This is a genomic window from Kosakonia sp. PSU_27 (genome assembly GCF_039409795.1).
Taxonomy (GTDB): domain Bacteria; phylum Pseudomonadota; class Gammaproteobacteria; order Enterobacterales; family Enterobacteriaceae; genus Kosakonia.
The window spans coordinates 488,090-500,896 of sequence record NZ_JBCIVK010000004.1 but is presented as its reverse complement, the minus strand read 5'-3'; the positions used below and the strand labels follow the sequence as shown (position 1 = coordinate 500,896).

Here is a 12,807-nt window from a genome sequence, read left to right as displayed (position 1 = left end):
GCAGGCAGCGGTCGTATTATTTTATTTCAATTCGATAAGCACAGGAAAAGCATGCTCGATCCCAATCTGCTGCGTACCGAGCCAGACGCAGTCGCTGAAAAACTGGCACGCCGGGGCTTTAAGCTGGATGTAGATAAATTACGTGCGCTCGAAGAGCGTCGTAAAGTCTTGCAAGTTAACACTGAAAACTTGCAGGCGGAACGCAACTCGCGATCGAAATCCATTGGCCAGGCGAAAGCACGCGGGGAAGATATCGAGCCTTTACGCCTGGAAGTGAACAAGCTGGGTGAAGAGCTGGACGCGGCTAAAGCGGAGCTGGAAACCCTGTTGGCAGAGATCCGCGACATCGCGCTGACCATCCCTAACCTGCCGGACGATTGTGTTCCAGTCGGCCGCGACGAAAACGACAACGTTGAGGTTAGCCGCTGGGGTACGCCACGCAAATTTGATTTCGACATTCGCGATCACGTAACGCTGGGTGAAATGCACAGCGGGCTGGATTTCGCCGCAGCGGTGAAACTTACTGGTTCTCGCTTTGTGGTGATGAAAGGGCAGATTGCGCGTATGCATCGTGCGCTCGCACAGTTCATGCTGGATTTGCACACCGAACAGCACGGCTACGCAGAGAACTATGTTCCGTATCTGGTCAACCAGGATACGCTTTACGGCACCGGGCAGTTACCGAAATTCGCGGGTGATTTGTTCCACACCCGTCCGCTGGAAGAAGAAGCAGACAGCAGTAATTACGCGTTGATCCCGACAGCAGAAGTTCCGCTGACGAACCTGGTGCGTGATGAGATCATTGATGAAGACGATCTGCCGATCAAAATGACTGCGCATACGCCTTGTTTCCGCTCAGAAGCGGGATCTTATGGGCGTGATACGCGCGGTCTGATCCGTATGCACCAGTTCGATAAAGTTGAAATGGTGCAGATTGTTCGTCCGGAAGACTCCATGGCGGCGCTGGAAGAGATGACTGGCCACGCTGAGAAAGTGTTGCAGTTGCTGGGGCTTCCTTATCGTAAAGTGCTGCTGTGCTCGGGTGATATGGGCTTCGGCGCGTGCAAAACTTACGATCTGGAAGTGTGGGTGCCGGCGCAGGACACCTACCGCGAAATCTCTTCCTGCTCTAACGTGTGGGATTTCCAGGCTCGTCGTATGCAGGCGCGCTGCCGTAGCAAGTCCGACAAGAAAACCCGTCTGGTTCATACCCTGAATGGTTCCGGTCTGGCAGTTGGCCGCACGCTGGTGGCGGTAATGGAAAACTATCAGCAGGCTGATGGGCGAATTGAAGTGCCGGAAGTACTGCGTCCGTACATGAACGGCCTTGAGTTCATCGGCTAACCATCTGCCTGTAGTGAATGTTAATTCTGAAAGCGCCTGCGGGCGCTTTTTTATTGATTAGTTAAAACTTCGCTCCGTGTGGCGCCAGCACCAGGTTCGTATTTAACTTGCACAGAACTGGCCGAAGCTCTTTTTCAGTTTTTTGGCATGTCCTTCCTGGATGAGAACAATGCAGCCGCTATGGTGGGCAATAATTTTTACTGTGCGTTTTGCAGCGCCTGTTTCAGTCTTTTTAGTCCGGCATTCATCATGAATTTTTTCGACCGACAATTCTGTCTGTTTGCAAAAGTATTCTTTTGTTTTCAATAGAGTGAGTTGTATCGTCTTTTGTTAAGCCCAGTGCTGGATAAGTTTTACGAATCGTCGTGGTGCAAAAGGTGTCAGCGTCAAAAATCCGTGGATTGACAATGTCCTTACCGGTGGCATGATGCGCACGCAAACTGAACTTCCTCACGGTTTTTATCCATGTCCATCTATACCCGGCCAGTGCTGCTATTGCTCTGTGGCTTAATGCTGTTGACGCTGGCGATCGCGACGTTAAATACGCTCGTGCCGCTCTGGCTCGCCCACGAAAACTTACCGACCTGGCAGGTTGGTATGGTGGGTTCTTCCTACTTCACTGGCAATTTGCTGGGTACGTTACTGACCGGGCGATTAATTCGCCGTCTGGGTTTTAACCGCAGTTATTATCTTGCTTCGTTGATTTTTGCCGCAGGCTGTGTTGGCCTGGGGCTAATGATTGGTTTCTGGAGCTGGATGGTTTGGCGCTTTGTCGCTGGTGTGGGCTGCGCGATGATTTGGGTGGTCGTGGAAAGCGCCCTGATGTGCAGCGGTACATCGCGCAATCGTGGGCGCCTGTTGGCAGCTTATATGATGGTTTACTACGTCGGCACAGTGCTTGGCCAGGTGATGGTCAGTAAGCTGCCGACAGATCTGATGAGCGTACTACCGTGGACGACTGCGCTGGTGTTAACGGCGATCCTGCCGCTGCTGTTTACCCGCATTGTCAACCAGCAGAGTGAAGAGCAGGCTCCGACCTCGGTATGGCCGATGCTGCGCCTGCGCCATGCTCGCCTGGGCGTGAATGGCTGTATTATCTCCGGGATCATCCTTGGTTCACTGTACGGCTTGATGCCGCTTTATCTTTCGCACCAGGGGATCAGCGATTCGGGGATTGGTTTCTGGATGGCGCTGATGGTCAGCGCCGGTATTGTAGGGCAGTGGCCGATTGGTCGGCTGGCAGATCGTTTTGGCCGCCTGCTGGTGCTGCGTGTGCAGGTGTTTGTCGTGATCGTGGGATGTTTTGCGATGTTGAGCAATGCCGCTATGGCTCCCGCGCTTTTTGTGCTCGGGACCGCAGGCTTTACCCTGTACCCGGTGGCGATGGCATGGGCCTGTGAGAAAGTGGAACATCACCAGCTGGTGGCAATGAACCAGGCGCTGCTGCTGAGTTACACCATTGGCAGCCTGCTTGGTCCGACGCTGACCGCAATGCTGATGCAAAGCTACTCAGATAGCTTGCTGTTTATCATGATTGCGGGTGTGTCGTTTATCTATCTGGTGATGCTGATGCGCAAAGCAGGACATCACCCAACGCCGGTGGCGCACGCCTGATATACGACTCTTGATAAATAAAAAAGCCACAACTGTGTGTTGTGGCTTTTTTGTCTCAGGAATGGCTCAGTACATCACTTTGTGACCGTACTGCTCCAGGATGCCTTTAACGCGCTCCATGGTCTCTTTCTTCGGCGGGTGAATGCCATCCAGCTTATACTCTTCGCCCATCGCCACCCATTTATGCTTGCCCAGCTCGTGATAGGGCAGGAGTTCGATTTTCTCGACGTTGCCCATGTCGCGGGTAAATTCACCAAGTCGATGTGCGGAATCGTCATCGTCAGACCAGCCGGGTACCACGACGTAACGGATCCAGACGTTGATATTTTTCTTCGATAAATACTGGGCGAATTCAAGGGTCCGGTGATTGGATACGCCGACCAGATTCTGGTGGATCTCATCGTTCATTTGCTTGAGATCGAGCATAACCAAATCAGTAACTTCCAGCAATTCATCAATCACCGGATCGTAACGGCGCACAAAGCCGTTAGTATCGAGGCAGGTGTGGATGCCCTCTTTTTTACAGGCACGAAACCAGTCGCGAACGAATTCTGCCTGCAAGATTGCTTCTCCACCTGATGCCGTGACGCCACCGCCGGAGGCGTTCATAAAGTGCCGATAGGTAACGACGTCTTTCATTAGTTCTTCAACGGTGATCTCTTTGCCACCGTGTGTATCCCAGGTATCGCGGTTATGGCAATACAGGCAGCGCATCAGGCAGCCCTGGAAGAAGGTGATAAAACGGATGCCCGGGCCGTCGACCGTGCCGCAGGATTCAAAGGAGTGGATGCGACCAATAACTGACATTGCGGTGTTTTCTCCAGATGTGGCCCATCCGGGGCCTGTGTCTGCGCAGTTTAATTCCTTCTGCGCTAAGTCTGTTTTGGCAGACATCCAGCAAGTATAGATGGCTGACAAAGCACACTTCAGGTGTTAAAAAGGCCCCACAGTCGTGGAGCCTTTATTATACGCTTTTTACTGCGTAGTTTCAGTCAATACCATTACATGGTCTGAGTGAAAGTACGAGTAATAACGTCCTGCTGCTGTTCTTTAGTCAGGGAGTTAAAGCGTACGGCATAACCAGAAACACGGATGGTCAGCTGCGGATATTTTTCCGGGTTTTCCATCGCGTCGAGCAGCATTTCGCGGTTCATGACGTTCACGTTCAGGTGCTGACCACCTTCAATGGACGCTTCGTGATGGAAGTAACCATCCATCAGACCAGCCAGGTTGGTTTTACGGACTTCATCGTCTTTACCCAGCGCGTTCGGCACGATAGAGAAGGTGTAAGAGATACCATCTTTAGCGTAAGCAAACGGCAGTTTAGCAACGGAAGTCAGAGAGGCAACAGCACCTTTCTGGTCACGGCCGTGCATCGGGTTAGCACCCGGTCCGAACGGCGCACCAGCGCGACGGCCATCCGGGGTGTTACCTGTTTTCTTACCGTACACAACGTTAGAAGTGATGGTCAGAACAGACTGAGTCGGGATAGCGTTGCGGTAAGTTGTCAGTTTCTGAATTTTCTTCATGAAACGTTCAACCAGGTCAACCGCCATATCATCAACGCGAGCGTCGTTGTTACCAAACTGCGGATATTCGCCTTCGATTTCGAAGTCGATAGCCAGACCGTCTTCGTCACGAATCGGTTTAACTTTCGCGTATTTGATAGCAGACAGGGAGTCAGCCGCTACGGACAGACCAGCGATACCGCAAGCCATGGTACGGATAACGTCACGATCGTGCAGCGCCATCAGTGAAGCTTCGTAGCTGTATTTGTCGTGCATGTAGTGGATGATGTTCAGCGCGGTGACGTACTGTTTAGCCAGCCAATCCATGAAGTGATCCATACGATCCATCACTTCGTCGAATTTCAGCACGTCGCCTTTGATCGGTTCAGATTTCGGACCAACCTGCATTTTCAGTTTTTCATCAACGCCGCCGTTGATGGCGTACAGCATGGTTTTCGCCAGGTTAGCACGCGCACCGAAGAACTGCATTTGTTTACCCACAACCATCGGGCTTACACAGCAAGCAATTGCGTAGTCATCGTTGTTGAAGTCCGGACGCATCAGATCATCGTTCTCATACTGCAGAGAAGAGGTATCGATGGAGACTTTCGCAGCGAATTTTTTGAAGTTCAGCGGCAGTTTTTCAGACCACAGAACAGTGATGTTCGGTTCCGGAGACGGGCCCATGGTGTACAGGGTGTTCAGGAAACGGAAGCTGTTTTTGGAAACCAGCGTACGGCCATCAACGCCCATACCACCGATAGATTCAGTTGCCCAAATCGGGTCGCCAGAGAACAGTTCATCATATTCAGGAGTACGCAGGAAGCGAACCATACGCAATTTCATGACCAGGTGGTCAATCATTTCCTGAGCGTCTTGCTCAGTGATTTTGCCTGCTTTCAGGTCACGTTCGATGTACACGTCCAGGAAGGTGGATACGCGGCCGAAGGACATTGCAGCGCCGTTTTGAGACTTAACAGCGGCCAGGTAACCGAAGTAGGTCCACTGGATTGCTTCCTGAGCGTTGGTAGCCGGACCAGAGATATCGCAACCGTATTTCGCTGCCATCTCTTTGATCTGACCCAGTGCGCGATGCTGTTCAGCAATTTCTTCGCGCAGACGGATAGTCGCTTCCAGGTTTACGCCATTTTCCAGATCAGACTGCAGAGACTGGAACTGAGCGTATTTGTCTTTCATCAGGAAGTCGATGCCGTACAGCGCAACGCGACGGTAGTCACCAATGATACGACCGCGGCCGTAAGCATCCGGCAGACCGGTCAGAACACCGGATTTACGGCAGTTCAGAATGTCTTTGGTGTAAACATCGAATACACCCTGGTTATGGGTTTTACGGTATTCGGTGAAGATTTTTTTAAGTTGCGGATCCAGTTCGCGGTTGTACGCTTTGCAGGAACCTTCAACCATTTTGATGCCGCCGAACGGAATGATTGCGCGTTTCAGCGGAGCTTCAGTTTGCAGGCCAACGATTTTCTCTAACGATTTGTTGATGTAACCAGCGTCGTGAGAAGTGATGGTTGATGCAATGGAGGTGTCAAAATCAACTGGCGCGTGGGTGCGGTTTTCCAGTTTAACGCCTTCCATGACCTTGTCCCACAGTTTGGTGGTCGCTTCAGTAGCGCCAGCCAGGAAGGACTCATCGCCTTCGTACGGGGTGTAGTTTTTCTGGATAAAGTCACGTACGTTGACTTCTTTCTGCCAGTCACCTTTCGCAAAACCTTCCCAGGCTGTGGCTAATTTTTCATTAAGCTCGGACATGTAACACCTACCTTCTTAAGTGGATTTTTTATTTACTGCCTGGAACAACCATTAATGATGATCGTTGCCACGCAGGTAAATGACCCAGTATGTCAACCCGACTAATAATCCTCCACCGATGATATTCCCGATTGTTACGGGGATCAGGTTATCAGTGATGAAATTCATAATGGTCAGGTGTGAGAAATTTTCCGGGCTGGAACCTACAGCGGTCCAGAACTCCGGGCTTGCAAAGTTGCGAATTACAATACCCATCGGGATCATAAACATATTCGCAATACTGTGTTCAAAACCGCTGGCAACAAACATCGCCACCGGCAGAACCATAATCATGGCTTTATCCATCAGGCTGCGACCGGAATAACTCATCCACACGGCCATACAAACCATCAGGTTAGCCAGAATGCCCAGCGCCACGGCTTCAATAAATGTGTGGTGTACTTTATGGTCTGCGGTTTGTAGCACGTTTAAGCCCCAGCCGCCGTTGGCGACCATGTACTCGCCAGACAACCACATTAACAACACAAACAGCAGCGCACCCACCAGGTTGCCGACATAGACGTTAATCCAGTTGCGGGCCAGTTGCCCCCAGGTAATACGTCCACTGGCTTTAGCCACGACAATCAGTACGGTTGAAGTAAAGAGATCTGCACCGCAAATGATGCAAAGAATCAGCCCCAGGGAGAAGCAGACACCACCGATCAGTTTAGCAATACCGTACGGCATTGCACCGGAACCTGTGGTGGCGGTGATGTAGAAAACGAAAGCAATGGAGATAAACACACCTGCGGTAATCGCAAGATAGAAAGTCTTAAGCGGATGTTTAGTCGCTTTATAGACACCAGCTTCTTCGGCAACTTTGGCCATCTCGGCTGGAAGAATAAGATCAAAAGGGTTGTCAGCTTTCACACTAACTCTCTCTTTATTAAGTCGGCGACGAGATACTAACAAAGCATTATAGAAGAGAATTTGATATGGATCATATCTCGCCTGGCTTATAGGACCGCAAAGAGCGTGGTTTTTCTACGAATGCGGAGTAAATTGTTGATTATCAAAATAAAAATAAAGTTTAAAAATTGCAAAATGAGTTGAATTTTTTTATGTGACCTCCCAAAAAACAGTTAATTAAAATGGAGTAATTGCCATAAGAAGTAACAATATTAGTTGGAGTGGATAATTATATTTACCCATATTTAACTTTAATATTACATATGGCAGTCATTGCCAAAAAATAAATAAAACGGGGCAATGAAATTGCCCCGTAATATAGCGTAGACCACTCATTAAGCCTACATATTGTCGTGCTACTTGTCGTTATTTCGACCAGAATGCCCGTTTGGCTCGTTGTAATTTTTCGTAAGCCGCTAACAGCGACTGATGCGCCGGGAATGCCTGCAGGGAACCGTCTGCCGGTTGCAGGTCGTAGAACGGCGCTTCACCGCTTAATGCGGCGCTGGCGGCTTCAACCGCTTGCGCACCATACATACGTACGAATGCATTCAGGTATTGCAGCGGCTCGCGCTCCTCTTCCTGCGCCAGTAATAATAATGTCTGCAGGCAGCGGTAGTAGTTGGCCCGTTCGGCGCTAAAGATCGAGGCATTGAATTCCATCGTCCATTCAGTCCAGGCTAATGCCTGATCCAAATCGCCGCCTGCCAGCGCCAGCATCGCTTTTAGTTCACCAATGCGCAGCGTGTACCAGCCATTGTCTTTACCGGTCGCCAGACCCAACAGCTCGCGAACGCGGGTGAAATCATCATGACCTTCGTCATCAAGCTGCGCGATAAGGTTGAGGTACTCCTCTTTTTCCCATTCACTGCCAGGCAAAGAGAGAATTGTTTCGCGCAAATGGCTGCCCATGGTGTTGTTCGCCAGCCACAGATCTTCGGCCGGATAAATATCGGACATGCCAGGCACCAGAATACGGCAGGCGTAAACACCCAGATGCTCATAATCGGCAATATAGACTTCTTTATCTTCTGCCTTAAAGATAGCCATGAGTGTGGCGAACTCTTCTTCCGTCGTGCCTGCGAAGCTCCAGTCAACAAACGGATAATCCGCATCCTGCTTGAACAGATCCCAGGAGATCAAACCGCTGGAGTCGATAAAATGCGTTTCGAGGTTGGCATGCTCAGCCACTTCTTCATCATCAAAGGTTGGCGGTGTGAAGACATCCAGATCTTTCAACCCGCGGCCTTGCAGCAGCTCGGTAACAGTACGCTCAAGTGCCACGCCGAAATCAGGATGTGCGCCAAAAGAGGCAAAACAGGTGCCATTGGCCGGGTTGAACAGGACAACGCAGATAACCGGGTATTTACCGCCCAGGGAACCGTCGTAAGCGAAGATCGGGAAACCTTCCGCTTCCAGTTTGGCAATCGCTTCGACAACGCCCGGGTAGCGCGCCAGCACATCCTGCGGAATTTCTGGCAGGCTGATGCTCTCGGCAATAATGCGATTTTTAATATGGCGTTCGAACACTTCGGACAGCCCCTGCACGCGGGCTTCATTGCGCGTGTTCCCGGCGGACATGCCGTTAGAAACATATAAGTTGCCGACGATATTCATCGGGATATAAACCGTCTGCTCATCAGACTGGCGGGTAAACGGCAGAGCACAGATACCGCGCTCATCATTGCCGGATTGCAGATCAACGAGCATCCCGGCAGCCAGTTCGTTCTGCGGATCGTAGTAGGCGCGCAGACGCGCATCCAGAATGCCTTCCGGCAGAGAATCATCTTCCGGCAGCGGGAACCATTTCTCATTCGGATAATGAACGAACGGGCTCTGAGCGATAGCATCACCCAGCCAGAAATCAGCGAAGAAGTAGTTGGTGGACAGACGCTCGAAATACTCGCCCAGCGCAGAGGCCAGCGCGGCTTTTTTGGTCGCACCTTTACCGTTGGTGAAGCACAGCGCGCACTCTTTATCGCGAATATGCACTGACCAGACGTTTGGCACCGGATTCAGCCATGAGGCCTCTTCGATGTTAAAACCGAGATCGGTGAGCTTTTGCTGGAAGCGAGCGATGGAATCTTCCAGCGCGGCGTCTTTGCCGGGAATAAATGTTTGAGTCATGGCGGTCACTTTTTTCGTACGTAAAGCGCGCAATGATACGGGTTTTGCATGACTGACGCTATCTTCCACGTCTGACCGACGAAAATAAAACTTATGGCTATGATTAAGAAAAGTAACGACTGTTCAGGCATAAAAAATGAAAGCGTTTGATCTGCACCGCATGGCGCTCGACAAGGTCCCTCTTGAGTTTCTCGGGGAAGTCGCACTGCGTAGTGTCTATACCTTTGTTTTGGTCTTTTTATTTCTCAAAATCACCGGACGACGCGGCGTACGCCAGATGTCCCTGTTTGAGGTGCTGATAATCCTGACTCTGGGATCGGCGGCCGGGGATGTCGCTTTTTACGACGATGTTCCCATGCTGCCGGTGCTGGTGGTTTTTATCACTTTAGCGTTGCTCTACCGGTTTGTGATGTGGCTGATGTCGCACAGCGAAAAGCTGGAAGATTTGCTGGAAGGCAAACCGGTTGTCATTGTTGAGAATGGCGAACTGGCCTGGGAAAAGGTGCATGCGGCGAACATGACCGAGTTCGAGTTCTTTATGGAGCTACGTTTAAATGGCGTGGAACAACTCGGACAGATTCGTCTGGCAATAATGGAAACCAACGGTCAAATCAGCGTTTACTACTTCCCAGACGATGAGGTGAAACCCGGGTTATGTATTTTGCCTGAAGGTTGCAGTGAGCGTTTCACAACGGTTCCCGAAGCGGGGGATTATGTTTGTGTCCGCTGCAGTAAAATTGTCGCCATGCATAAAGGGGAAAAGCAATCTTGCCCGCGTTGTGCAAATCCGGAATGGTCGAAGGCAAGCCGGGCTGTTCGCGTGACATAACAGCGTTTTTATCGGGTCTGGGGTGAGCAAACAAAACTTTCTGCTATGTGAGTTAGCGCACATCTTGCCGCTGGCACCCATTACCCGTTGCGGCGCGTAGCGCTGAATGATAAAACCGATGTCACAGGAATAACTTATTGCTTTATAGCGTGGTGAGGGGAAATGACTCAGGTCTTTAATTTTAGTTCTGGCCCGGCAGTATTACCGGCGGATGTGCTCAAACAAGCGCAACAAGAGCTGTGCGACTGGCAAGGTCTTGGAACGTCGGTGATGGAAATTAGCCATCGTGGTAAAGAGTTTATCCACGTGGCGGAAGAAGCAGAAAAGGATTTTCGCGACCTGCTGAATATTCCCTCTAACTATAAGGTTCTGTTCTGTCACGGCGGCGGTCGCGGCCAGTTCGCGGCTGTTCCGCTGAACTTGCTGGGCGATAAAACCACCGCTGACTACGTTGATGCGGGCTACTGGGCGGCGAGCGCGGTAAAAGAAGCGAAAAAATACTGCTCACCGAACGTTATTGACGCCAAAATCACTGTTGATGGTCTGCGCGCGGTGAAACCGATGCGCGACTGGCAACTGAGCGATAATGCGGCCTATCTGCACTACTGTCCGAACGAAACGATCGACGGTATTGCGATCGATGAAACACCGGACTTCGGTGATGTGGTTGTCGCCGCTGACTTCTCCTCGACTATTCTCTCTCGTCAGATTGACGTAAGCCGTTTTGGCGTGATCTACGCAGGCGCGCAGAAAAATATCGGCCCGGCGGGTTTGACGCTGGTGATTGTGCGCGAAGATCTGCTGGGTAAAGCGCATCAGGCTTGCCCATCGATCCTGGATTACACCGTGCTGAACGAAAACGACTCGATGTTTAACACGCCCCCGACTTTTGCCTGGTATCTCTCTGGGCTGGTGTTTAAGTGGCTGAAAAAACAGGGCGGTGTGGCAGCAATGGACAAAATCAACCAGCAAAAAGCCGATCTGTTGTACGGCGTGATCGACAGCAGCGATTTCTACCGCAACGATGTGGCGAAAGCGAACCGCTCGCGCATGAATGTGCCGTTCCAGCTGGCAGATAGCGCGCTCGATAAAGTCTTCCTGGAGGAGTCGTTCGCTGCGGGTCTGCACGCGCTGAAAGGTCACCGTGTTGTCGGCGGGATGCGCGCCTCTATCTATAATGCGATGCCGTTAGCTGGTGTACAGGCGCTCACTGATTTCATGGTCGATTTCGAACGCCGCCACGGTTAATCGCACTGTTTTGACGTACCCCCGTAGTTTCACTGCGGGGGTTTTATTCTGTTAGTTGAGAGTGAAGTTTCATGGAATCCCTGACGTTACAACCCATCGCGCGAGTAGATGGCACCATCAATCTGCCTGGTTCAAAGAGTGTCTCCAACCGCGCCTTGTTGCTGGCCGCATTCGCTCGTGGCACGACTGTTCTGACTAACTTGCTGGACAGTGATGATGTGCGCCACATGCTCAATGCCCTCAGTGCGCTGGGAGTTCATTACACGTTGTCTGCCGATCGTACCCGTTGTGAAGTGACGGGGGTTGGTGGCCCGCTGCATTCAGCAGAAAAACTGGAGCTGTTTCTGGGCAACGCAGGAACTGCCATGCGTCCGCTGGCCGCCGCGCTGTGTCTTGGCGAGAACAATATTGTGCTGACTGGCGAGCCGCGCATGAAAGAGCGTCCGATTGGTCATCTGGTTGATGCGCTTCGTCAGGGCGGGGCAAAGGTTGATTATCTTGAGCAGGAAAATTATCCGCCACTGCATTTGCGCGGTGGCTTTACTGGCGGTGAAGTGAGTGTCGATGGCAGCGTTTCCAGCCAGTTCTTAACCGCATTGCTAATGGCAGCCCCGTTGGCACCCAACGACACGGTTATCACTATCAAAGGTGACCTGGTATCCAAACCGTATATTGATATCACACTGCATCTGATGAAGACCTTTGGCGTTGAGGTTGAAAACCAGCAATATCAACGCTTTGTTGTGCGCGGTGCGCAGCAATACCGGTCTCCGGGCCATTATCTGATCGAGGGTGATGCGTCTTCTGCTTCTTATTTCCTCGCGGCCGGTGCAATCAAAGGCGGTACGGTGAAAGTGACCGGTATAAGCCGTAACAGCGTGCAGGGCGATATTCGCTTTGCTGATGTGCTGGAAAAAATGGGCGCGACCGTGGTCTGGGGCGATGATTATATTGCCTGCACCCGTGGGGAGTTGAACGCCATTGATATGGATATGAATCACATTCCCGATGCGGCAATGACCATCGCGACGGCAGCGCTGTTTGCCAAAGGCACGACCACTCTGCGTAATATCTTTAACTGGCGCGTAAAAGAGACCGATCGCTTGTTCGCGATGGCGACAGAGTTGCGTAAAGTCGGGGCCGAAGTGGAAGAGGGCGAAGACTATATTCGCGTGACGCCACCTGCCAGGTTGCAGTTTGCGGAAATCGCGACTTATAACGATCACCGTATGGCGATGTGTTTCTCGCTGGTGGCGCTGTCTGATACGCCGGTTACCATTCTTGATCCGAAATGTACAGCGAAGACCTTCCCGGACTATTTCGAGCAATTAGCCCATATTAGTACGCTGGCATAACTTCCCTTCTGCGGGCTGGTGTAAATCAGCCCGCTTCCCGCGCAATTATTCTACACTC

General features: G+C 51.4%; 9 protein-coding genes. 5 read left to right on the top strand and 4 right to left on the bottom strand.

What is annotated here, in order from left to right; all coding sequences use genetic code 11:
- Positions 1 to 51: 51 nt before the first annotated feature.
- The gene (gene serS / locus AAIG26_RS12490) at positions 52 to 1,344 is read left to right on the top strand and encodes a serine--tRNA ligase (RefSeq protein WP_017456177.1); all 1,293 of its coding nucleotides are present in this window, start codon (positions 52 to 54) and stop codon (positions 1,342 to 1,344) included.
- Positions 1,345 to 1,809: 465 nt separating this feature from the next.
- Positions 1,810 to 2,958, top strand: a complete 1,149-nt coding sequence (locus AAIG26_RS12485; protein ID WP_020457229.1) for an MFS transporter — start codon at positions 1,810 to 1,812, stop codon at positions 2,956 to 2,958.
- Between the two features lie 66 nt (positions 2,959 to 3,024).
- Here AAIG26_RS12485 and pflA read toward each other — a convergent pair whose 3' ends face one another.
- From pflA to ycaO, 4 genes are all read right to left on the bottom strand, one after another.
- Positions 3,025 to 3,765 (bottom strand): pyruvate formate lyase 1-activating protein, encoded by a 741-nt coding sequence (gene pflA / locus AAIG26_RS12480; protein WP_020457230.1) that lies wholly within the window; start codon positions 3,763 to 3,765, stop codon positions 3,025 to 3,027.
- A gap of 194 nt (positions 3,766 to 3,959) precedes the next feature.
- Complete coding sequence (gene pflB / locus AAIG26_RS12475; RefSeq protein ID WP_020457231.1) at positions 3,960 to 6,242, bottom strand: formate C-acetyltransferase; 2,283 nt, start codon at positions 6,240 to 6,242, stop codon at positions 3,960 to 3,962.
- A 51-nt stretch (positions 6,243 to 6,293) separates the two neighbouring features.
- Positions 6,294 to 7,151, bottom strand: a complete 858-nt coding sequence (gene focA, locus AAIG26_RS12470; RefSeq protein WP_020457232.1) for a formate transporter FocA — start codon at positions 7,149 to 7,151, stop codon at positions 6,294 to 6,296.
- Between the two features lie 405 nt (positions 7,152 to 7,556).
- Positions 7,557 to 9,317 (bottom strand): 30S ribosomal protein S12 methylthiotransferase accessory factor YcaO, encoded by a 1,761-nt coding sequence (ycaO, locus tag AAIG26_RS12465; RefSeq protein ID WP_045507236.1) that lies wholly within the window; start codon positions 9,315 to 9,317, stop codon positions 7,557 to 7,559.
- A 136-nt stretch (positions 9,318 to 9,453) separates the two neighbouring features.
- Here ycaO and AAIG26_RS12460 point away from each other — a divergent pair, with 136 nt between their 5' ends.
- The 3 genes from AAIG26_RS12460 (at position 9,454) to aroA (ending at position 12,749) form a co-directional block, all read left to right on the top strand.
- Positions 9,454 to 10,146 (top strand): DUF421 domain-containing protein, encoded by a 693-nt coding sequence (locus AAIG26_RS12460; RefSeq protein ID WP_020457234.1) that lies wholly within the window; start codon positions 9,454 to 9,456, stop codon positions 10,144 to 10,146.
- 162 nt (positions 10,147 to 10,308) lie between these two features.
- Positions 10,309 to 11,394: a 3-phosphoserine/phosphohydroxythreonine transaminase gene (gene serC, locus AAIG26_RS12455; RefSeq protein WP_343179958.1), complete on the top strand. Its 1,086-nt coding sequence runs from the start codon at positions 10,309 to 10,311 to the stop codon at positions 11,392 to 11,394.
- 71 nt (positions 11,395 to 11,465) lie between these two features.
- Positions 11,466 to 12,749, top strand: a complete 1,284-nt coding sequence (aroA, locus tag AAIG26_RS12450; protein ID WP_343179956.1) for a 3-phosphoshikimate 1-carboxyvinyltransferase — start codon at positions 11,466 to 11,468, stop codon at positions 12,747 to 12,749.
- Positions 12,750 to 12,807: the final 58 nt, after the last annotated feature.

What these genes read in the sequence shown, in the direction of transcription:
- serS (WP_017456177.1), top strand. Translation starts at nt 52, where the DNA reads ATGCTCGATCCCAATCTGCTGCGTACCGAGCCAGACGCAGTCGCTGAA.
- AAIG26_RS12485 (WP_020457229.1), top strand. Translation starts at nt 1,810, where the DNA reads ATGTCCATCTATACCCGGCCAGTGCTGCTATTGCTCTGTGGCTTAATG.
- pflA (WP_020457230.1), bottom strand. Translation starts at nt 3,765, where the DNA reads ATGTCAGTTATTGGTCGCATCCACTCCTTTGAATCCTGCGGCACGGTC.
- pflB (WP_020457231.1), bottom strand. Translation starts at nt 6,242, where the DNA reads ATGTCCGAGCTTAATGAAAAATTAGCCACAGCCTGGGAAGGTTTTGCG.
- ycaO (WP_045507236.1), bottom strand. Translation starts at nt 9,317, where the DNA reads ATGACTCAAACATTTATTCCCGGCAAAGACGCCGCGCTGGAAGATTCC.
- AAIG26_RS12460 (WP_020457234.1), top strand. Translation starts at nt 9,454, where the DNA reads ATGAAAGCGTTTGATCTGCACCGCATGGCGCTCGACAAGGTCCCTCTT.
- serC (WP_343179958.1), top strand. Translation starts at nt 10,309, where the DNA reads ATGACTCAGGTCTTTAATTTTAGTTCTGGCCCGGCAGTATTACCGGCG.
- aroA (WP_343179956.1), top strand. Translation starts at nt 11,466, where the DNA reads ATGGAATCCCTGACGTTACAACCCATCGCGCGAGTAGATGGCACCATC.